19 protein-coding genes are annotated in these 19,849 nt (G+C 63.8%); 3 read left to right on the top strand and 16 right to left on the bottom strand.

Annotation, left to right across the window (positions count from 1 at the left end; genetic code table 11):
* Positions 1 to 31: 31 nt before the first annotated feature.
* From HK107_RS09140 to HK107_RS09080, 13 genes are all read right to left on the bottom strand, one after another.
* The gene (locus HK107_RS09140; RefSeq protein ID WP_173198976.1) at positions 32 to 2,116 is read right to left on the bottom strand and encodes a penicillin acylase family protein; all 2,085 of its coding nucleotides are present in this window, start codon (positions 2,114 to 2,116) and stop codon (positions 32 to 34) included.
* A gap of 177 nt (positions 2,117 to 2,293) precedes the next feature.
* Positions 2,294 to 4,861, bottom strand: a complete 2,568-nt coding sequence (locus HK107_RS09135; RefSeq protein ID WP_173198974.1) for a sensor histidine kinase — start codon at positions 4,859 to 4,861, stop codon at positions 2,294 to 2,296.
* 156 nt (positions 4,862 to 5,017) lie between these two features.
* The gene (locus tag HK107_RS09130) at positions 5,018 to 6,358 is read right to left on the bottom strand and encodes a leucyl aminopeptidase family protein (protein WP_173198972.1); all 1,341 of its coding nucleotides are present in this window, start codon (positions 6,356 to 6,358) and stop codon (positions 5,018 to 5,020) included.
* Between the two features lie 59 nt (positions 6,359 to 6,417).
* On the bottom strand, positions 6,418 to 6,948 hold the full coding sequence (locus tag HK107_RS09125) for a hypothetical protein (RefSeq protein WP_173198970.1): 531 nt from the start codon (positions 6,946 to 6,948) through the stop codon (positions 6,418 to 6,420).
* A gap of 225 nt (positions 6,949 to 7,173) precedes the next feature.
* A complete protein-coding gene (locus tag HK107_RS09120; RefSeq protein ID WP_173198968.1) occupies positions 7,174 to 8,334 on the bottom strand; it encodes an acyl-CoA synthetase family protein in 1,161 nt (386 codons plus the stop codon).
* Complete coding sequence (locus HK107_RS09115; protein ID WP_173198966.1) at positions 8,334 to 9,095, bottom strand: aminotransferase class IV; 762 nt, start codon at positions 9,093 to 9,095, stop codon at positions 8,334 to 8,336. The genes HK107_RS09120 and HK107_RS09115 overlap by 1 nt, the downstream gene beginning before the upstream one ends.
* The gene (locus HK107_RS09110; protein WP_173198963.1) at positions 9,092 to 9,658 is read right to left on the bottom strand and encodes an anthranilate synthase component II; all 567 of its coding nucleotides are present in this window, start codon (positions 9,656 to 9,658) and stop codon (positions 9,092 to 9,094) included. The genes HK107_RS09115 and HK107_RS09110 overlap by 4 nt, the downstream gene beginning before the upstream one ends.
* A complete protein-coding gene (locus HK107_RS09105; protein WP_173198961.1) occupies positions 9,655 to 10,833 on the bottom strand; it encodes an anthranilate synthase component I family protein in 1,179 nt (392 codons plus the stop codon). Before HK107_RS09105 ends, HK107_RS09110 begins: the two co-directional genes overlap by 4 nt.
* Positions 10,811 to 12,271, bottom strand: coding sequence for a S41 family peptidase (locus HK107_RS09100; protein ID WP_233061450.1), 1,461 nt, complete (start codon positions 12,269 to 12,271; stop codon positions 10,811 to 10,813). Before HK107_RS09100 ends, HK107_RS09105 begins: the two co-directional genes overlap by 23 nt.
* Positions 12,272 to 12,396: 125 nt before the next feature.
* Positions 12,397 to 13,539: a murein hydrolase activator EnvC family protein gene (locus HK107_RS09095; RefSeq protein ID WP_173198959.1), complete on the bottom strand. Its 1,143-nt coding sequence runs from the start codon at positions 13,537 to 13,539 to the stop codon at positions 12,397 to 12,399.
* On the bottom strand, positions 13,536 to 14,018 hold the full coding sequence (locus tag HK107_RS09090; RefSeq protein ID WP_173198957.1) for a 23S rRNA (pseudouridine(1915)-N(3))-methyltransferase RlmH: 483 nt from the start codon (positions 14,016 to 14,018) through the stop codon (positions 13,536 to 13,538). Before HK107_RS09090 ends, HK107_RS09095 begins: the two co-directional genes overlap by 4 nt.
* A gap of 6 nt (positions 14,019 to 14,024) precedes the next feature.
* Positions 14,025 to 14,396 (bottom strand): ribosome silencing factor, encoded by a 372-nt coding sequence (gene rsfS / locus HK107_RS09085; protein WP_408636687.1) that lies wholly within the window; start codon positions 14,394 to 14,396, stop codon positions 14,025 to 14,027.
* 126 nt (positions 14,397 to 14,522) lie between these two features.
* Complete coding sequence (locus tag HK107_RS09080; RefSeq protein WP_173198955.1) at positions 14,523 to 15,092, bottom strand: nicotinate-nucleotide adenylyltransferase; 570 nt, start codon at positions 15,090 to 15,092, stop codon at positions 14,523 to 14,525.
* A gap of 39 nt (positions 15,093 to 15,131) precedes the next feature.
* On the opposite strand from HK107_RS09080, the gene HK107_RS09075 reads away from it, so the two are divergent.
* Both HK107_RS09075 and egtD read left to right on the top strand, forming a co-directional pair.
* The gene (locus tag HK107_RS09075; RefSeq protein WP_173198953.1) at positions 15,132 to 16,094 is read left to right on the top strand and encodes an NAD-dependent epimerase/dehydratase family protein; all 963 of its coding nucleotides are present in this window, start codon (positions 15,132 to 15,134) and stop codon (positions 16,092 to 16,094) included.
* A gap of 82 nt (positions 16,095 to 16,176) precedes the next feature.
* A complete protein-coding gene (egtD, locus tag HK107_RS09070) occupies positions 16,177 to 17,100 on the top strand; it encodes an L-histidine N(alpha)-methyltransferase (protein ID WP_173198950.1) in 924 nt (307 codons plus the stop codon).
* Here the strand turns inward: egtD and folD are convergent.
* From folD to HK107_RS09055, 3 genes are read right to left on the bottom strand one after another with little or no spacing between them, the layout of a single operon-like run.
* Positions 17,097 to 17,963, bottom strand: coding sequence for a bifunctional methylenetetrahydrofolate dehydrogenase/methenyltetrahydrofolate cyclohydrolase FolD (folD, locus tag HK107_RS09065; protein ID WP_173198948.1), 867 nt, complete (start codon positions 17,961 to 17,963; stop codon positions 17,097 to 17,099). The two genes, egtD and folD, sit on opposite strands and share 4 nt — an antisense overlap.
* Positions 17,964 to 17,975: 12 nt before the next feature.
* Positions 17,976 to 18,266, bottom strand: coding sequence for a YggT family protein (locus HK107_RS09060; RefSeq protein WP_173198946.1), 291 nt, complete (start codon positions 18,264 to 18,266; stop codon positions 17,976 to 17,978).
* Positions 18,263 to 19,213, bottom strand: coding sequence for a sterol desaturase family protein (locus tag HK107_RS09055; RefSeq protein ID WP_173198944.1), 951 nt, complete (start codon positions 19,211 to 19,213; stop codon positions 18,263 to 18,265). The genes HK107_RS09060 and HK107_RS09055 overlap by 4 nt, the downstream gene beginning before the upstream one ends.
* 189 nt (positions 19,214 to 19,402) lie before the next feature.
* Here HK107_RS09055 and HK107_RS09050 point away from each other — a divergent pair, with 189 nt between their 5' ends.
* Positions 19,403 to 19,795 carry a response regulator gene (locus HK107_RS09050; protein WP_173198942.1) on the top strand — a complete coding sequence of 131 codons (393 nt, stop codon included), beginning with the start codon at positions 19,403 to 19,405 and terminating at the stop codon, positions 19,793 to 19,795.
* Positions 19,796 to 19,849 lie beyond the last annotated feature (54 nt).

Genomic DNA, 19,849 nt, shown 5'->3' with positions numbered 1-19,849 from the left:
ACGGAAAAGCGCCCCTCGCGGGGCGCTTTTTTTATTGGGCGAGTGCTGCGGCTTTTCTCCAGTCAGGGACCGGGGCAGGCTTCATGGCCTCTTCGGCGAAGAGCGGGGCCTGATCGTCATAGTGCGGTGAGTCCGGGCGGGTCATCGCAGCGCCCAAGGGATATATGCTCTCGGCACGGACGAGGCCGTTTTCGTCCCACTTGTAGTAGCCGATATAGCCATCGCCATTGAGGCCGTAGAGACGGCCATCTTCGTCGAAGCCCCAATAAAGCGCCTTCAGCGCGTCGGGTCCCCCGGTCAGCGGCAGGTCATGCTCGCCGCGGCGAAGGCGCGAGAGCTCCGTGAACGTCGGGTCGATCCTGCCGAAGGTCTCACGCAGATGCTTGGCCGCCTCGGTCAGGGCATGCTCATGGCTCGGCATCTCGTGCCAGCCGCGCATCCCGAGGTAGAGGTCGTAGACGACAAGCGCCGCAAGCGCATCAGCTGCACCCTGATTGTCGAGCGTCTGGTCCCAGGTCCTGAGGAGGCTGAGCGCTTCGTCATCAACGCCTGCGAGGGCCGGATCAGCGACGAGATCGGCGAACAGTTTCCCAAGCGGCGAGGAGAAGTCATAGCCCGTGTCATACTTGATCCGGTCGATATCTTCGTCCGTGAACGCCCCTTCATGGGCAGACATGAGCGCGATCGACCTTGCGATGCGGTTCGTGGTGATCGTCTCGATCCCGACCACGGGGAAGTCCTCGCGCCGCATATTGTTCGCAGCATCGGTGGCAAGGAACGGCGTGTTGTTCGCGTTCACGAGCCAGCCGCTATCCGGGTTCACGTAGTAGGGCTGTGCCTCGAAGGGCTCGTATTCTTCCCAGAGAAACTCAGAGCTATTGCCCGGCAGCACGCCCTCCCAATCGATATCGGGGGAGCGCTTCGGGAACTTCGCATTGTAGAGATAGGCGATATTGCCTTCGCGGTCGGCATAGACAAAGTTCGTGGACGGAATGGCCTGCATCCGCATGGCCTCCTGCCAGTCCTCGAAGCTCTTCGCGCGGTTGAGGCGGTAGTACTGTTCGAAATGCTGGATCTCGCCCATGCCGGCATAACGGATGGCGTAGGCACCGTCATCGTTTTTCAGGACCGGTCCGTGGACGGAGCGGTGGACCGTCTGGCGGATGGGCACGAGCACCGGGCCGAAGCGGACTTTGATCCAGAAGCTCTCGCTTTCGAGATCACGCCATTCGCCGTCGAACCGGTAGCGCTTGCCGCTGTCGTCCATCTCCAGCCGGTAGACGTCCACGAGATCAGGGATGTTGACCGTGTTCGTCCAGCCGAGATGCTCATTATACCCCATGAGGATGAACGGCACGCCGGGGAAGAGTGGCCCGGCCATCGACCAGCCCTCTCCGCTGGCGAGGCGTGCCTCATACCATGCGAGGGGGCCTGTCCATGGCTGGTGCGAATTGGAGATCAGTAGCGTTGTGCCGTCTGCCATGCGGCTGGGCGCCACGGCGAAGGCGTTGGAACCGCGCGCTTCGGCTGCGCTGCCAACCACGCCGCCGCCTGTCTCGATGGTGCCGTTGTTGATGCGCTTCAGGACGTCATCGAACTTGTGGAAGAAAGGCTGCACAAGGACGAAGCCTGCGATGATGTCCTGGGCGGTCACGGGGAAGAGCTCATGACGGAGCATCTCGCCGGGGTTTTCGCCTGCGTACTTGTTGATACCGTCCGCATACGCCTGCGCCATGGCCTGGGCCTCGGGCGTAAGAGTGCCGAACTCGCGGGCGGCGATGCGCTGGCTCTGGAGCATCTTGTTGATGACATCGAGGACCGCGCCGTCCTTGCCTTGGACCGCGCCGAGCTGGCTGCGGATCGGCGCAAGGCGCTCCTGTAGCGTCTGGAAGTCGTCCTCGGCATGGGCATAGGCGAGGCCGAACGCGACGGCGGGATCGGTGGCACCGTAGATGGAGGGAACACCGAAATCGTCGCGCTCGATCAGGAACGGCGCGGGTTCGGTGACGGCGCGGAGCTCCCTGACCGTGGCCTGTTTTTTGAGCTGGCCGCCGACCAGCACCACGGCTGCAAACACGGCGACGAAGGCGGCGAGAGCCGCGGCGATCTTCTTCATGGCGTTTCCTCTGGCGGCTCTGATGGCCGCATTTTGACGAGACGCTAGCAGGAGTTCGCGCGGCTGTTGAGGGCGGGTGTGTCGCGGTGCCCGGGAGAATAAAAAGCCGCTGCGGGGCAGCGGCTCCGTTGGTTTCGATGATGGCTCCCGGACCGCCCTGAGCGTCCGGGATCAGCGTTATTCAGCAGCGAGAGCCGGGGTGGTGAGGCCTTCCATGGGCAGGTGGCAGGTCACCGTGGTGCCCTCGTCTTCGCGGCTCGAGAGCTTCACGAAGCCGCCGTGGAGGCTGACGAAGCTGTTGACCAGCGCGAGGCCGACCCCTGCCCCGGCGCCCGGACCTGCGGCCTCGTAGCGCTCGAACACCTTGGCCTGGTCTGCAGCGGTCACGCCGCGGCCCGTGTCGGAGACCCAGAGGCGGATCATCTCGCCCTCGCGTTCCGCACCCAGAGTGACTTCGCCGCCGGGTTCGGTGAACTGGAAGGCGTTGGAGAGGAGGTTGAAGATCACCTGCTTGAGGCGACGGCCATCGCCGCGGATCTGACCGATCGCGCTGTCGCAGTCGACGATCAGCTTGATCTGGCTGTCCTCAGCTTTCAGCGCCGCATAGGTCTTGGCGTTTTCCATCAGCTCACGGACGTCCACCCATTCCATCTCGAGGTTGAGCTGGCCTGCGTCGACGGCTGCGAGGTCGATAATGTCGTCGACGAGGTCGAGCAGCTTGAGGGAGCTGGCCACGATCGCGGCGGTATAGTCCTTCTGGCGGTCCGACAGTGGGCCCGCGAACTCGTTCTCTAGCACCTCGGCAAAGCCCTTGATGACGTTGAGCGGGTCACGGAGCTGGTAGGAGATGTGGTTGGTGAAGCGCGTCTTGATGCGGTCGGCGTCTTCGAGGATCTGGTTCCGGACCTCGAGCTCGCGCTGGCGTTCCTGGCTGTCGGTGACGTCGATGAAGCTGACCAGCGTCGCGCCATCCGGCAGCGGCGAAGTCGCGTAGCCCATCCAGCGGCCGTCCTTGAGCTTGAAGGGGCCGCCCGCATGGGTCTGGCGGTCCTGGGGCGAGAAGCTGACGATCCGGCGCTTCATCGCCTTGAAGTCTTCTTCCGCACGCGGAGCGAACGTCATGAACTCCGTCTGCAGACGGTCGAAGTGCGGCGCGTCCTGGAGCTGGTCGTCCGAGAGGTCCCACATCTCCTCGAACGCCTGGTTATAGAGCGCGAGGCGGCCATCGGCGCCGAAGACGACGACGCCTTCTGCAAGGTTGTTGAGGGTGGCGCGCTGGACCTTGATCTGGGTCTGGTAGAGGGTCTGAAGCTCTACGGTCTGGGTGATGTCCTCAAACACCACCGCGACACCGCCGAGGGCATGGCGACCTGCGGCGATGCGCAGGGTCCGGCCTGAAGGCAGGTGCCAGGTCTCGTCAGGCTTCTGGCCGTCGTCTTCGGTGTAAATCTCAAGCTGCTCGCGTTTCCACTTGCCGAAATCGCTCTGTGCAGGGAGCTTGTCGAGGTGACGCAGACGGTCGAGAATTTCCGCATGCGAAGGCTTGTGGAGGAGTTCAGCCTCCTCCAGGCCCCAGAGCTCGACGAAGCTCTGGTTGTAGTATTCGAGCTGCTGGTTGGCGGAGAAAACAGCGACGGCCGTGCCGAGCTGGTCGATGGTCTGCCGGTGAGCTTCCTGATGGCGGCGCAGCTCTTCCTGTGCCTTGTCCTGGCGGGTGACGTCGATGGCGAGACCAGCCATGGAGACGCGGTCGCCCGAAGCGTGCATCGGCTGCTCAATGATCCTCAGCACACGGCGCTGGCCGCGGATGTTGACGCGGATCAGGTCGTCGGAAGCCTTACGGCCCGAGCGGGCGTGCTCGGTCTTGGCCTTCTCGGCAACCTTGACGCAGCCGGGGTCGATCTCGCGCTGTTCAGCGATCACCTCTTCCATGTTGATGGCTTCGACCATCTCCACATAGGCGCGGTTGACCCATTCGAGCTTCAGGTCCGGGGAGCGGCGCCATGCTGCGAGCGGCGCGCGGTCGAGATGGTTGAAGGCGCCGTGAAGGTCCGATGCGCGGTCCCTCGCCTGCCCGACAACGCCGGTTTCCTCGGCGAGGCGGACAGCGGGGTCGGTGAGCCAGAGGGTGACCTGATCACCAGCAACACGACCATCGCATTCGATGGAGCGGCCCTCTTCGGTGCGGAGGGTGCCTGAGAAGCTGAGCCCTTCGGAGCGCAGGAGATTGACCTTTTCGCGCAAGGTGGCGGTGCGGGTGCCCGCAGCGTCTTCCGTGAGCTGAAGGTCGCCGAACGCATCAAGAAGGCTCTCTGCGGGACGGCGGAAGGCGTCGGGGTCCTTCGAGGCGAAGGTGATGAGGCTGGCAAGCGCTGCCGGGCCGCCGAGGACGCGGGGGGAGCCCCACCCCTCGGTCAGCTCGTCTTCGCTTTCTGCCCAGACGAGGACGAGGCCGGGATGGCTGGCGAGGATCGAGTCGGTCTTCTCGAGATCGGCTTCCATGCGCGCGAGGCTTTTCGACCAGTCGCGGGTCACGTTCTGGTTGGCGGCAGAGACCCTCAGTCCCCAGAACAGCATACCAAGAGCAAAGGCGATGGAACCGATGGTCACCGCAACATTCGGATCAAGGCCCTGCACTTGCTCCTGAACGATCCGTGCGCTGCCATCCTGCATGAGGAAGACGGCCACGCTGACCAGAACGGCTGCCAAGATGGCAATGATGCTGGCTTTGATCACGGCTTTCATGCGCGTACCTGTCCCTGAACCGAGCCCGCCTCAGACTCCACGCTGTCTCACCACTGAAATGGCTAACAACGTGTTAAGCTCTATGAATAACCTGTTTAGAGGTGTTCGCCCCTGAGGGGAAAGCGCCAATTGCGCTTCGCCCTCAGCGCGAAGTTCCTAGCTGGCGAATTCGTCCCGCATGGCGCGGAAGAGCGCGCGCATGGTCAGGACCTCACCGCCCTTCGGCCGACCCGGCAGAGGCACAGGGGTCCATGCGAAGGTGTCGATGTGGGTGTAGGGCACCTGGCCTGCGAAGCGCTTCAGGAACAATGCCGCGGTGATCGAGCCTGCGAAGGGCGTCGAAGCTGCGTGGTTCACGTCGGCAATGTCGCTGTCGAGGTAGCCATTGTAGCGGTCCCAGAACGGCATCGGCCAGAGAGGATCGCCAAGCTCCTTCCCTGCACGGAGCACCCTGTCCTGGAATGCGGGCTCGGTCGAATAGACCGGCGGCAGGTCCGGGCCGAGGGCCACCCGCGCCGCGCCAGTGAGGGTCGCGAGGGTTATGAGGCGATCGGGCTTGCTCTCGAGCGCGAGGGTCATCGCGTCAGCGAGGATCAGTCGGCCTTCTGCGTCTGTGTTGGAGATCTCCACGGTCTGGCCGTGGCGGCTGCGAAAGACATCGCCCGGGCGGAAGGCATTGCCGGAGATGGCGTTCTCCACGGCGGGGATCAGGAGCCGGAGGTGGATCGGCAGGCGCTCCTCCATGATCCGGCGGGCCAGCGCGAGCGAGGTGGCTGCGCCGCCCATATCCTTCTTCATCAGGCCCATCGACTTGCCGGGCTTGATGTTGAGGCCCCCTGAATCGAAGCAGACACCCTTGCCGACCAGCGCCAGCCTGTGCGGGCCGCCGCCCATCCAGTTGAGCTCGATGAGGCGCGGTTCGATGTCGGCGGCGCGGCCGACAGCGTTGATGAGCGGGAAGTCCTCGGCGAAGCCGTCGCCTTTATGGACCTTGATCTCCGCGCCGTGCTCCTTGGCGAGAGCCCTTGCAGCAGCTTCGAGATTGTCAGGGCCCATCTCTTCGGCAGGCGTGTTGATGAGGTCGCGGCCAAACGCCGCCGTCGCAGCTTCGCGCGTGGCAGACTGCGCGAGCGATTGGTCATCCACGATCAGCTTGGCTGCCTCTGGCGCAGCGCGATAGCGGGTGAAGCGGTAGGCACCGAGGGCGAAAGCGAGAACCGCCGCGCCGAGATCCATACCGTCCGGGCTACGTGCCAGCCGGTAGTCGCCAGACGGCAGCTTCATTGACGCAGTGCCCAGCACCATCGGATCGCGACCGTCGCCTGCACCCAAAAGGACACCGCCATCGAAGATCGCGACCTGCTCCGGCTCACCCTTAAAGTTTGAGAGCTGCGCCGGCCGTTCTGCTCCCTCGGGAAGCGGGTCGCTCCGGGTGAGGAGATAGATCGGGGTCGCCTCTTTCAGGCGGGAGCTGTCGGACAGGATGGGTGCGCTCATCGGGCTCTTTCGCAAGGACTGACCCTCACGAATAGAAGCCGCCGGGCGCTATCGGCAAGTCATTGGGCCGTGAGGCGGCGGGCCCAGCGTTCATCCTCGAAACGGAGGACGATGACTTCTGCAGGCCGTGGCGGCTCGAAGCCTTGGCGTGCCTCTGGGACGTGAACGCCTGCAAGCCGGACGAAAAGCAGCTCTTCTTCGCGAAGGTTCCTGAGGCGCGCGGCCTTGGTCGGCTCGAGAGCGAACGTGATGTGAAGACGGTCATCGCCCGCCATGAGCGGCGGATCGATCCTCAAGACGCTGGCATTCTTGAGAAGGGGTTCGCCCCCTGCCCTGCGGGTCACATCGACGGTGTCGCCTGGCATAATGAGATGACGCGACGATTCCGCCACCACGCGGGCACTGACGGCGAGGGTTCCGGGGGGGAGCGTGCCGAGATCAGTTTGTGCTTGGGCGCTGAAGGCTGGCTCCGCTGTCGGCTCCGCGGCTTCGGAGGTGCGTGTGTCGAGGCGGAAGATAAGCATGACCACGCCTGCGATGATCGCAAACACAAGGGCGTCGACCAGCAGGATGGCAAGACGGCGCGGCACGGCACTTCCTTCGTTTCAGCCCGGAAGACCTACGCAAATATGGCAAAAACCGGGTTAAACCTGCGTGGCGAGAACCGCGCAGGCGGTCACAAGAAAGACAACCAGCAGCGCCCAGTCGGCAGCCGACAGCCAGTGGCGCGGTTTTGAATGCATGACCCCTTTGCGCGGCATGGTCCCCATCCTTGCAGCTCAGGGGACGCTACCAGCTTGCGGCTAAGGAAGGGTTCAGGCCTCGGACGCCGGGACGAAATGGTAGATGCGTGGCCGTTCGGCGGGTCTGAGACGCTCGCGGCACCATTCATCGATCGACCAGGCGAGGTCCTGGTCAGGCTCAAGGCCCGGCATGACGATGATGTCCGCGATCAGGCGGTCGAGGGCTCCCGGCCTGCGGCTGAGGCGCACTTCGCATTTCTGCACGGCAGGTTGCTCGGTGATGATCTCCGCGATCTGGCTCGGGAAGACGTTGACCGCGCCGATTTGGACGGCTCCGTCACGGCGCTCCCCGAGGCGGAACGCGCGTTTGCCCTCCCACTCCACCTCATCCATCGGGATGAGCCTGAGCGAGCGGCCGCCGGGGCGCTGCCTGACGATGGCTTCGCCATCGCGGTCCCAATGGTCAAAGAGCGTGAAGGGCTCGGACTGGCTATCGCGCCAGCCGACGACGCCCGACTCCGTCGAACCGTAAAGCTCACGCAGGGCACCGAGGCCGCGCTGGCGGAGCTTTTGGGCGAGGTCCATCGTCAGGGCTTCGCCATAGCTGAGCGCAACGACATTACCCGGGATCTCCGGCAGCGTCGCTGCGAGGTAGCGCCAGAGGGTCGGCGTCGCGACGACGAGGTCGCCGAAGGTCAGGAGGTCCGAGACCTCCTCCGGCGTTTTGGTCCGCGCATCGATCACGGGGATGCGCTGTAGGTTCGGCGCGAGGACGACGCTCACGAGACCCAAGAGCGAGTGCGGCGGGACCATCGAGATGGTCCGCCTGCGTCCCGCCAAGAGCGAGGCGACGCCTGCTGCATCCTGGAAGATGTCGTCGGCTGCGTGGCTGGTGGCCGCTTCGCCGGTCTGGGTCGTGGGATAGAAGCTGAACTGGACAAGTTCGTCCCGGGTCATCTCAAGGAGCGCGTCGGCCCAGTCACCGATGGTGCTGTCCGGTTCGGTCGGCAGGGAGGCCTGGTCGTGGCCAAAGAACTCCCGCGCCCGGGCGGCGCAGTCGCCGCGCTGCTCCTCGGTCATCTCGACCCCGCCCGTGCCGAGCTTGGTGTCGGCGCCCCAGCCGGAGTGGACGAGGGATTCAAGATAACGCTGGTGACGACGCGCGAGCTCATCCGCGATCATGGCGGTGAGGATCGTGACCAGCTGGTCCTTGGAGAACGAGAAGCTTTGCATCAGCTCCTGCTCTCGGCCTCGCCGAGGGCATCCGTCAAGATTTGGATCGCCGCGGGATCGGGTTCCGCGCCGCCATCGAGGTGGAGAGGTTCAGCGCCGACGAGGCTGTTGGTCCTCGCGAGGGGCCCCGAGGTGAGCTCCTCGGCGCTGATCGGGCGGTCGTCGGTCGCGGCTCCGCCCTCGATCAGCACGCGGCGGATGACCCCGGCCATCGGGCCTGAGCTGAGCGGCGGGGTGCGCCAGCGCTCGCCGTCGAAGAAATAGAGGTTGGCCATGGTCGTGGAGCAGGCCTCACCCTTCGTGTTGAGCATGATGGCATCTCCGTAGACTGAGGGGTCTGCCTCGCGGCGGGCCATGATGTTGTCGAGATAGCCGAGGGTCTTGGCATTGGGAGCCGCGCCCTGCTCGTTCTTGCGGACAGTCGCAATCTTCACACGGATCGTCTTCGGTGCTCGGGGACCAGCGGCTGCGAAGGTGGTGATAATGCGGGGTTCAGGCTTTTCAGGCCTCAGGAGCCCCCGCGGGGCGGAGCCCGCGGTCACGGTGGTGCGGAGGCTGCCGGTTGCGCCGGGGTGATCGGCTGCCACCTGATCCCAGTGGGTGAGGATAGCGTCTTCCACAAGCGGAAGTCCGAGATGGCTCGCGGTGCGGAGAAGCCTCTCCAAGTGCAGGTCATCAAGCAGCCGCCTGCCCTCCTCGACCCGCATCGTATCGAAGAAGCCGTCGCCTAGGAAAAAGCCGCGGTCATCAAGTGGGATCACTGCTCCGCCCCCTGAAGGAAATTGCCGAGGATGGTCCGGCCTTCGGGGGTCAGAAGCGACTCCGGATGGAACTGCACGCCGACATGGGGCCGGTCGGGGTGGCGGAAAGCCATCAGCTCTCCGTCATCGGACCATGCGGTGGGAACGAGCTCCGTGCCCCTGATCGCGGCGACAAGGGCGTGGTAGCGACCGGCCTCGAAGGGGCATGGCACGTCTTTGAAAAGCGCATCGCCTTCGTGGCGGATGCCCGACGCGCGGCCATGCATGGGAATGCGTGCACGGACGGTCTTGCCACCATAGGCTTCCGCAATGGCGAGATGGCCGAGGCAGACGCCGAGGATTGGCGTCTCGGGCAAGGCTTGGGGCAACTCGCGGGAGACGCCTGCGCGGTCGGGGGCGTAGGGGCCCGGCGAGAGGATGACCGCACCGGGCTTCATCTCCTGAGCGATGGCTTCGACCGCCATGCGGTCATTGCGCACGACTTCAGTCTCGTGCCCCGCCTCGCGAACGTAGCGCGCAAGGGTCTCCACGAAACTGTCGTAATTGTCGATGACGAGGATCATGCGCCCTCCGTCAGCAGACGGAAGAGATAGCCCTTGTCGAGCGCTTCCTGATACTCTGCCTGCGGATCGGAGAGGATGGTCACCCCTCCCCCTGAGCGCACATCGACGCGTCCTGCTGCGAGGTCGATGGCAGCTGTGCGGATGGCGACACTGGCGACCGCGCGGTCTTTGGTGATGGCGAACACAGTGCCGCAATAGGGCCCGCGCCCTTCCCCCTCGATCCCGGCGATCGCGTCCATCGCTGCAAGCTTCGGCGCTCCGGTCACCGAGCCGCAAGGAAACGCAGTGCGCAGGGCGTCGGCGAAGAGCTGGCCTTCGCGGAGTTTACCTTCGATACGGGAGTAGAGGTGGTGGACGGCAGGCAAGGTCCTCAGCCCGCAGATGACGGGCTCGCGGATCGATCCATCGCGGCAGACCTTGGCCAGGTCGTTGCGCATCAGGTCCGCGATCATGATGTTCTCGGCGCGGTCTTTGGGGTCAGCTTCGAGCTCCCGGGCAAGCGCTTCGTCTTCGGCTTGGGTCAGGCCGCGAGGGCGTGTGCCTTTGATGGGCTCACTGACGATCGTCCGCCGCTCAACTGAGAGAAAGAGTTCGGGAGAAGCGCTGAGGACCGCCCATTCGCCAAGGTCGAAGAGCGCTCCGAAGCGGGCAGATATGGCCTTCTCCCACGGTAGCGAGTCGATGAGATCGCCGCCTGTCGCTTCATAGCGAGCGCTTTGCAGGTGGCTGACATTGACCTGAAAGACATCCCCAGCACCGATCCGCCTGCGGACGTCTTCGGCCTTTGCTGCGTAGAGTGCCGCGCTGTCGCCATGGTCGATCGCGGCTCCCGGAGGGTTAGGCTGTGGGCCATCCTCTGACCAACCGCTCTGCTTACGGAATGTTGCAAACCATGCTGCTGGAAGGTCGAGCGGAGGTGCCGGTAGGTCAAGTCCCGGCTCGACCGCCATGGCGCATTCGTAGCTCAGGAACCCGGCCAGCGTTTCGCCATCTTCGAGCGCACCTTCAGCTTCCCTGAGAACACCGCAGACATCGACATGACGCAAGTCTTCATACCTGCAGGAGAAGATGTCCCGCGGGGCAGACAGCTCTACCGCTTGTCCTGCAAAGCCCGCGGCGAGGATGGCCCGCCGCGGAATTCGTCCGTCCACCTTAGCGCTGAATGGCGCCGGCATCGGCGAGGAGCTGACCGAACTCGGAACGGTCAGCGAGGAGGTCCAGGGCCTTTTCAAGCTGGCAGTCTTCCTCGGTCGGGCACTCGACTGGCTCGATAAAGAGCGCGGTGGCGTTTTCCTCTTCGCGCTCTTTCTCGCGCAGGGCTTCCTGACCTTCCATCAGGATTTCCTGGACGCTGGAGCTGTCGCTCGTGGAGGTCGTTGCTTCTTCCTCAGCTTCGTTGACGTCGAGCGCGCCATCGAGGTCGGCTTCGGAACGACGCTTGGAAGGCTCTTCCTGACCCGGACGGGTGATCGGCATGACGATGTCGGGGACAATGCCCATCGCCTGAATCGAGCGGCCTGACGGCGTGTAGTAACGCGCCGTGGTCAGACGAAGTGCGCCGCTGTCACCTCGGTTGAGCGGCAGGATCGTCTGGACCGAGCCCTTGCCGAACGTCTTTGTACCGAGGACCAGGCCGCGGTTCCTGTCCTGAAGAGCGCCGGCGACGATCTCGGAAGCCGAGGCGGAGCCGCCATTGACGAGCACGATGATCGGCTTGCCGTTCAGGACATCGCCTTTCTTGCCGAGCTCGCGCATCGAATCCTTCTGGCGACGGCCGCGGGTCGAGACGATCTCGCCGCCGTCAAGAAAAGCGTCGGACACGGCAACAGCCTGATCGAGGAGACCGCCGGGGTTCGAGCGCAGGTCAAGGACGACGCCGTCGATGCCGCCTGCTTCTTTCTCGAGATCCTTGAGGGCCTCGAGCATCTTGCTTTCGGTCTTCGCCGTGAAGCTTGCGAGGCGAACGTAAGCGAAGCGGTCGCGTTCGAGACGTGCACGGACGGGGTTCACTTCGATGATGGCGCGGGTGAGCTCGAACGTCAGCGGCTCGGAGACACCTTCGCGGGCCACACGGATGGTCACCTTGGTGCCGGGTTCGCCCTTCATCAGGGTCATCGCCTCGTCGAGGGATTTGCCAAAGATGCTCTCGCCGTCGATTTCGAAGATCAGGTCGCCGGGCTCGATGCCAGCGCGCGCAGCAGGCGTGTCGTCGATCGGCGAGATGACCTTCACAAGGCCACGGCCGACGCCTTCGCGCTCTTGGGTGATCTGGATGCCGAGGCCGCCAAACTCACCACGGGTCTGCTCCTGCATCCGGGTGAGGTCGCGGGGCGGCAGGTAGCTCGAATGCGGATCCAGGCTGCCGAGCATGCCGTCGATGGCGCCTTCCATCAGGTCCTTGTCGTCAGGCTCTTCCACATAGTTGCGGTGCACGGTCTCGAAGGCCTCACCGAAGAGGTCGAGCTGGCGGAAGGTCTCTGCGTCGAAGGCCGACTTGGCAAAGCCTGCGGTCAGGAGCCCTGCGGTGATCGCGCCGCCGAGCATGGCGCCGATGGCCAGCGAGGAGGCATGGCCACGGCTGGTCTTGAAAGCGTTACGGGTCGCCTTGGTCATCGCTTCTCGCTCCGGTTGCGGGCTCTCATCTGCCTTATAGAGGCAGCCCTTTGACAGAAACCTGTCACTTTGTCGTTTTCATGTCCAAGGCCAAGGGCCGGTTTGGCCGGAATATGGACAAACAATCAGCCGCCGCCCTCAAACCACGGGGCGGGATCAATAGGCTGGCGGTCGCGGCGAACCTGGAACTGCAGGATCGGCCCATTCTGTCGGGGCGACATGACGCCGATCGGTTCGCCTGAGCTCACGCGCTGCCCTTCGCGGACGATGAAGCGGTCTATGCCTATGAAGATATTGGTATATCCGTTGCCGACGTCGACGATGAGGACGTTGCCGACCGTGCCGAGGGTCGAGGCCCATTGGACGACACCCGAGAAGGGCGCCGTGACGACCGCACCGGGACGGGTCCTGAGCTCCCACGCATTGCGCCGTTCGCCTTGATCATCGCGCTCTCCGAATGCGCCGGTCGCCACGCCCGCAACGGGAGGCTCGAGGAGGCCCTTGGCTTCGGTAAAGCGGCTCGGAAGGTCCCGGTCGCGCCTGCTCTGCTGGTAGCGGCTGAGGATCTCTTCGCTCGACGGCAGGTCGCGGAGGCGCCGCAGCAGCTCGCGGATGTCGGAGGCCTCGGCGGCGAGGCGGCGGGCTTCCTGCTCCACCCGGCGGAGGGCAGCCCGGTCCTGATCGTAGACCTGCTGGCGTTCTTCGAGGAGGCCCTCAAGGAGGCGGCGGCGCTCAAGCAGGGCCGCGTTCGTGTTGTCGAGGTCGGCCCGCGCCTGGCGCTTTTCCTCGCGCAGGCGGGCGAGTTCGACGATCTCGGTCTTGCGGGCTTCGACGATGGCCTGGAGCCTGGGCATGAGGTTCGAGAGGGTGATCGCTGCCAGCGCCGCCTTCTGGGCATCGTCCGGCGAGACGACCAGCGCAGGCGGTTTGGAGCGCTCGAGGTTCTGCAGCGCGGCGAGCACTTGGCTCAGCTCCAACGCCCGCGCGTCGCGCTCTTCGAGGGCGATGGCCTCGCGGGCTTCGATGTTCTGGAGGTCCTGCTCCAGCGCCGTGGCCCGCGCTTCGGCGGTTTGGATGGCGGAAGCAGTAGAGACCACCTGCCCTTTCAGGCGTTCGAGGACGCCTTCGAGGTCTTCGGTCCGGTCGCGGATCTCCTCGGCAGAACGCTCGCGCTCTTCGATACGGCGCTCAAGATCCTCCAGCCGCTCCTGTTCGGCAGGCGGCTGCTGGGCGAGGGCTAAAGAGAGGGCGAGGGTGAGAATCATCATCCGCCGCGATGATAGGGATGGTTCGAAAGGATCGCGAGGCTTCTGTAGATCTGTTCGGCTAGCATCACGCGGCAGAGCGCATGGGGCCAAACAGCCTTGCCGAAGGCTAAGAGCTTGCCTCCCCCTGCCCGCACGTCTTCGCGGAAGGCTTTGTCGAAGCCATCCGCTCCGCCGATACAGAAGCTGAGCGCAGGGACACCGCTGTCGCGCTTGGCGGCGATGAGCTGGGCGATCTCCGGCGAGGTCATCTGCGTGCCGCGCTCATCGAGGAGGACCGCCTGCCCCTTGATAGCGTCGCGCAAGAGCTGCGCCTCGCGCAGCGGATCGCTGCCCTTCGCAGGAGGAAGAAAGCGGCTGTCAGGACCCTTGAGCCCGAGCGAGGGCGCAACGCCGCGCGCCCGCTTCAGGTAGTCGTCCGCAGCCTCACCGAGGGGATCATTCTTCGGCTCCCTCGCGACGGCGAGGAGCTCGAGCCGCACCGGGGATTACTCCGCCGGCTTGAAGCGCTCAGGCGCCCAGATCCGCTCGAGATTGTAGAAGTCGCGCACTTCGGGCCGGAAGAGGTGGACGATGATGTCCCCTGCATCGAGCAGCACCCAGTCACAGGCCGGAAGGCCCTCGGTCTTCACTTGACCGATGCCGACTTCCTTCAGCGCACGGGCGATCTTGTCCGCGAGGGCACCGACGTGCCTCTGCGAGCGACCCGAAGCGATGATGAGGGAATCAGCCACGTCCGATTTGCCAGCAAGATCGATCTCGACGATCTCTTCGGCTTTCTCTTCGTCGAGGCGGTCCATGACCAGCTTGACGAGCTCGGCGGCATCGGGACCCACAGGCAGATTGCCCGTCTTGTCCAGTTCTGCGGCGTTCGGAGCGGCAGCGCCGCTTTCAAATTGCTGAATGTTCAGCCTATTTCTCCTGTCAGCACTCCCTCTGCCGGGAGCCTCACCAAGATAGCACCGTTTGACCCCTTTTGTTAGGGGTCAGCCCGCTTGCCTTAACGCTGTTGAGCTTTCGGTCCGGGCGAGGCCGTGGATATAGCACCATGCGGGGGCGTCTCGCATGCTCAGCGTCACCGCGTCGCGCTCCTGCACCCTGCCCCGCGCAAACGCCCTGGCAGCCACGGAATGCATGGCCTGCACACGGTATCCGGGGCGCGAAATGACCGCGATTGGGACCATCGCCATAATGTCCCGCCAGCGATGCCAGCGGTGGAACTCGGCGAAGCTGTCTGCGCCCATGACATAAATGAAAGGCGTCCCCGGCTCGCGCGTCAGGAGCCGCTTGAGCGAATCGACGGCGTAGACCGGGCCCACGTCAGCTTCTGGCGCTACGCGGACATTGACCATGCCGCGCATGGTTTCGTTGGTCTGGGCGATCCTCTCGGACAGCGGGGCGTAGTCGGAAGCTTTCTTGAGCGGGTTCTGCGCCGTGACGAGGACGCGCATTCCTCCGAGTGACAGCTTGCGCATTGCATGTTGCACCAGCTTCCTATGACCTTCATGGGGCGGATTGAACGACCCGCCTAGGATCCCTATTGCGGCCTTGCTCATGATTACGGTCCTCCCTCAGGACGCACTGAACGGCATCTTATGACGCTTCTTATCACCGGCGCTGCAGGCTTTATCGGCTTTCACACCGCCCGGGCCCTGATGGCCCGCGGGGAACGCATCGTCGGTGTCGATAATCTCAACAGCTACTATGACCGGCGTCTGAAGGAAACTCGGCTGGATCTCCTCAAGGCGGACGAGCGGTTCACTTTCATCGGGGCGGATATCGGTGAGGACGGCTTTGCCGAGACCCTGAAGGACAAGGGTATCGACCGGATCATCCACCTCGCAGCGCAAGCCGGGGTTCGGTATTCGATCGAGGCGCCAAGAGCTTACACCGCGAGCAATCTCGCCGGGCAGACCGAGATCCTGGAGCTTGCCCGCGCCATCGGCGCGAAGCACACGGTCTACGCCTCGTCTTCCTCCGTCTACGGCAGGAACGCAGAAGTGCCCTTCTCCGAGGAGCACCGAACGGACCACCCGGTGAGCTTTTACGGCGCGACCAAGAAGTCCTGTGAGGTGATGTCGGAGAGCTACGCTTCGCTTTACGCCCTGCCGTTGACTGGCTTGAGGTTCTTCACGGTCTATGGCCCCTATGGCAGGCCGGACATGGCGTATATGATCTTTGCCCGGAAGATCATGGCTGGCGAGAGCATCGATGTCTTCGGTGAGGGCGAGATGGCTCGCGATTTCACCTTCATCGACGATTGCGTCGCGGGGATCATCGGGGCGCTCGACAATGCGCCGACGGGCGATGTGCCCCATGAGGTCTACAATCTCGGCAATGACAGCCCCGAAACCCTCGGCGATTTCATCGCGACGCTCGAACGACACCTCGGCAAGCAAGCCAAACGTAACCTAATGCCGATGCAGCCGGGTGATGTTCGCCGGACCTGGGCCAATATTGACAAGGCCCGCGCAAAGCTTGGCTATGACCCGAAGACCTCGCTCGGCGAAGGGCTGGCAAGCTTTGTTGATTGGTACAAGGAATATACTGCCAACTGACGACAAAGGTTGATGAAGGCTGGCTTGCGACCTAGGTCCCTCCTGCGCCGCATCCGGCGCGGCGTATTTACAAAGGCCCGCCGTGAATGAAGACTTCCTCCGCGACGTCCTTGAAGGGCTGAAGCGCCCTCAACCTTCCCTCCCCGCGAAATGGCTCTACGACCAGACGGGGTCGGAGCTTTTCGAAGAGATCACGCAGACGGACGATTACTACGTCACACGCACCGAGGCAGAGGTGATGGAAGAAGTCTATCCTGAGCTTCGGGCCATCTGCGGCGAGGATGCGGCGATTGCCGAGTTCGGGTCAGGTGCCGGGATCAAGTCGCGGCGGCTGATCGAAGAGATGAAACCTTCAGCCTACGTTATGATCGACGTGGCGGAGGATTTTCTACGCGATAGCGAGAAGCGCCTGAGGGCTGATTTTCCTGCCGTGCAAGTGACCGGTGTGGTGGGCGACTTCCACAACGCGGTGAAGCTGCCGCAATCCTTCGAAGGCGCGACGTGCCGGCTCGGTTTTTTCCCGGGCTCCACCATCGGAAACTTCGAGGAAGGTGGCGCGCAGGATTTCCTGTCCAAGTCCCGTGAGACCTTGGGCGATCGCTCGCGGTTTCTTGTCGGGGTTGATCTCGTTAAGGACGAGGACGTGCTCCTCGCAGCCTATGATGACGACGAGGGCGTCACCCGGCGTTTCACGAAGAATGTCCTTGTCCGTATGAAGACGGAACTCGACGCCGAGATCGATCTTGATGCCTTTGAGGCGATCGCCCTTTGGAACAGTGATGCCGAGCGGATCGAGCTGGGGAACCTGGCGATGAGCGACACCGAGATCGCCGTTGGCGGCGAGCGGTTCCAGTTCGCGAAGGGCGATCTTCTCCATACGGAGAACTCGCATAAGTTCACCGAGGCGAGCTTCACGCGGATCGCTGAAGCGTCGGGCTGGAAGATCGCGAAGATGTGGACGGATCCGCGCCAGTGGTTTGGCGTGTTCCTCCTCGAGGCCGACTAGCGCAGCTTCTCCGGAACGGGAACGCCCTGACGCCGCGCGGATGCCGCGACGGTGTTGGCGAGGAGGCAGGCAATGGTCATGGGACCGACGCCGCCGGGGACAGGCGTGATGTGACCCGCGACCTCTTTCGCGCCCTCGAAGGCCACGTCTCCGACGAGCTTTTTCTCCGCCACGCGGTTGATGCCGACGTCGATAACGATTGCGCCGGGTTTCACCATGTCCGCGGTGACCATTTCTGGCCTGCCCACGGCAACGCACAGGATGTCAGCCTCGCGGCAGACGGCTCCGAGGTCCTTCGTCCGGGAGTGAGCCATCGTCACAGTGGCATTGGCTGCGAGCAGCATCAGCGCCAGCGGCTTGCCGACTAGGATCGACCGGCCAACGACTACAGCGTGCTTGCCGGAGAGATCGGGCATGACCTGCCGGATCAGGCGCATCGAGCCCTGCGGGGTACAAGGGGTGAGCCCTTCCCGGCCGAGGACCAACGCGCCGGCGCTCGCCTCGGTCAGTCCGTCCACGTCCTTCTCCGGCGGGATCGTCGCGATGACTTCGTCAGCGTCGAGATGACCCGGAAGCGGCAGCTGGACGAGGATGCCATCCACGGCATCGTCTTCGGCCAACGCCTTCACCTGCGCGAGCACCTCGGCCTGCGTTGAAGAACCCGGCATGCGGTGGACCTGGCCGTTGATGTTGGCCTTGCCCGCGGCCTTCTCCTTCGAGCCGACATAGACCTGGCTCGCCGCGTCATCCCCCACGAGGACCACGGCGAGGCCGGGCTTGCGCGGAAGGGTCAGGGCCGCTTCGGCCACGTCAGCGCGGAGCGCCGCAGCTGCCGCCTTGCCGTCAATCAGTGCACCGCTCATCAGGAGCCTCCGTTAGGTCAGCGCAGGCGCGATGTCCTTGCGGATCAGCGACTCGAGGAAGAGGATACCGAAGAAGACGATCAGCGGCGACAGGTCGAGCCCGCCCATCGACGGAAGCACGTTCCGGATGGGCCGTAGTATCGGCTCGGTCAGCTTGGTGCAGACCTGCCAGATGGCCGAGACCACCTGATTGTACTGGTTGATCACCCCGAACGTGAACAGCCAGCTCATGACGATCGTGATGATCAGGACGAGCCGGTAGAGACCGAGGATGGCGAGGATCAGATCGAATAGGGCGTTCAAGGCGCGCTCGCTTCTGTTTCGTGAGCGCCGCACATAGAGGTGGTCTGTCCGCCCGACAACCGTGCTCCCGCCTGAGCCTTGATCTCTGCGGTCGAAAGCCGCGAGCCGTCATGGCTGTAGCCTGGCGGCGCGAAGGCATAGCGGAAGCGCTCGATCGGCTTGAGGCCAGGCTTGGTCACATCCTTGGCGATGGCGACATATTCGTGGGTCGCGACGAAGAGCGGGTTCTGGCTCTCGATATTGCTGACCAGCCCGAAATCGCAGGGCTCCGCTTCGTCCTCGGCCTCGAAGGTGCCGAATATCTTGTCCCAGATGATCAGGATGCCCGCGTAGTTGGTGTCGAGATATTTCGGGTTGGTCGCGTGGTGCACCCGGTGGTGGCTCGGCGTGTTGAAGACCGCTTCGAACCAGCCCGGCATCTTCTTCACGGCCTGAGTGTGGATAAAGAATTGGTAGAAGAGGTTCAGACCTCCGCAGAACGCCCAGAGCGCCGGATGCACCCCGAGGATTACCCAAGGAAGACCCAAGAGATAGGTCCCGGTCAGAACGCTGAACCAGGGCTGCCTGAGCGCGGTTGAGAGGTTGTAGCCCTGGCTCGAGTGATGGATAACATGGCTCGCCCAGCCCCATCTTATGCGGTGTTGGAAGCGGTGGACCCAGTAATAGGTGAAGTCCTTCGCCACCATCGCGGCGAGGAAGCTCCACCAGGTGAAGCCCCAGTCGGCGACCCTGAACTCCCACATCCAGAAGAAGAACGCCGCAGCGCCCATGAAGAGGAACAGTCCTCCAATCGCGTTGCCGGTCCCCATGGCGAGGTTGGTCCAGAGATCGCGCCGGACTTCCTCTCCCCGCCCGAGTCGCGAGAGGAACCAGACCTCGACCGCAATCAGGATCAAATAGACGGGAGCGGCCCAGACAGAGACGTCGGGAAGTGTATGTAGGTCCATAACGCGATCCTAAGGGCGGATCGGGTAAAAGAAAATTGGGCAGGAAAGACGCGCCTTCAGCGGTGGCGCTCGGACAAACCGCTTCTCCTTCAAGGCCCCGAATCTGCAGTCTTTTTTGAGCTGCGGGCAGTTACGAACAGGATCAGTCTCAGACCGATGTCGTCAGGATTTCAGCGTCAGCGCCCACTTTTGAAGGGCCAGAAGGGGTGGGATAACTGCCTCGAGGACCAGCGAATCCTGATTGTCGAAGACGAATTTCTCATCGCCATCGACCTTTCGGATCTCCTCGAACGCCACGGCGCGGACGTGGAGATCGCCGGCAGCGTTTCCGATGGCTTTGCGGCTCTCGACCCAAGCGAGGGGCGCTTTTCGATGGCTCTTCTGGATGTGATGGTCGGCAGCACCGAAGTGACACCTCTCGCCCTCGCCATGCGCCAGATGGCGATTCCTTTCGTCTTCCACTCAGGCCATGCCGCCGAATCGCCGTGGCTTCAGAAGACGTTTCCGGACGCCCCTGCCCTCGCCAAGCCAGCGCGGGAGGCGGAGATCCTCGAAGCGCTCTGCGGGCTCATCCCCGGCTGACGTTCGGATTTTTGTAAAAAGAACAGGCTAGCGCCGACTGCCGCATTGATTGTC

The organism is Parvularcula mediterranea (assembly GCF_013085255.1).
GTDB lineage: Bacteria > Pseudomonadota > Alphaproteobacteria > Caulobacterales > Parvularculaceae > Parvularcula > Parvularcula mediterranea.
Note: the sequence above shows the minus strand (reverse complement) of the source record. Positions and strands in the feature narration are given on the sequence as shown.

Bases quoted from the DNA above. Each gene is read 5' to 3' on its own strand.
- HK107_RS09075 (WP_173198953.1), top strand. From the start codon at position 15,132: ATGACGCTTCTTATCACCGGCGCTGCAGGCTTTATCGGCTTTCACACC.
- HK107_RS09110 (WP_173198963.1), bottom strand. From the start codon at position 9,658: ATGATCCTCGTCATCGACAATTACGACAGTTTCGTGGAGACCCTTGCG.
- HK107_RS09120 (WP_173198968.1), bottom strand. From the start codon at position 8,334: ATGCAAAGCTTCTCGTTCTCCAAGGACCAGCTGGTCACGATCCTCACC.
- HK107_RS09055 (WP_173198944.1), bottom strand. From the start codon at position 19,213: ATGGACCTACATACACTTCCCGACGTCTCTGTCTGGGCCGCTCCCGTC.
- HK107_RS09095 (WP_173198959.1), bottom strand. From the start codon at position 13,539: ATGATGATTCTCACCCTCGCCCTCTCTTTAGCCCTCGCCCAGCAGCCG.
- folD (WP_173198948.1), bottom strand. From the start codon at position 17,963: ATGAGCGGTGCACTGATTGACGGCAAGGCGGCAGCTGCGGCGCTCCGC.
- HK107_RS09140 (WP_173198976.1), bottom strand. From the start codon at position 2,116: ATGAAGAAGATCGCCGCGGCTCTCGCCGCCTTCGTCGCCGTGTTTGCA.
- HK107_RS09100 (WP_233061450.1), bottom strand. From the start codon at position 12,271: ATGACCAAGGCGACCCGTAACGCTTTCAAGACCAGCCGTGGCCATGCC.
- HK107_RS09130 (WP_173198972.1), bottom strand. From the start codon at position 6,358: ATGAGCGCACCCATCCTGTCCGACAGCTCCCGCCTGAAAGAGGCGACC.
- HK107_RS09135 (WP_173198974.1), bottom strand. From the start codon at position 4,861: ATGAAAGCCGTGATCAAAGCCAGCATCATTGCCATCTTGGCAGCCGTT.
- HK107_RS09105 (WP_173198961.1), bottom strand. From the start codon at position 10,833: ATGCCGGCGCCATTCAGCGCTAAGGTGGACGGACGAATTCCGCGGCGG.
- HK107_RS09080 (WP_173198955.1), bottom strand. From the start codon at position 15,092: ATGAGCAAGGCCGCAATAGGGATCCTAGGCGGGTCGTTCAATCCGCCC.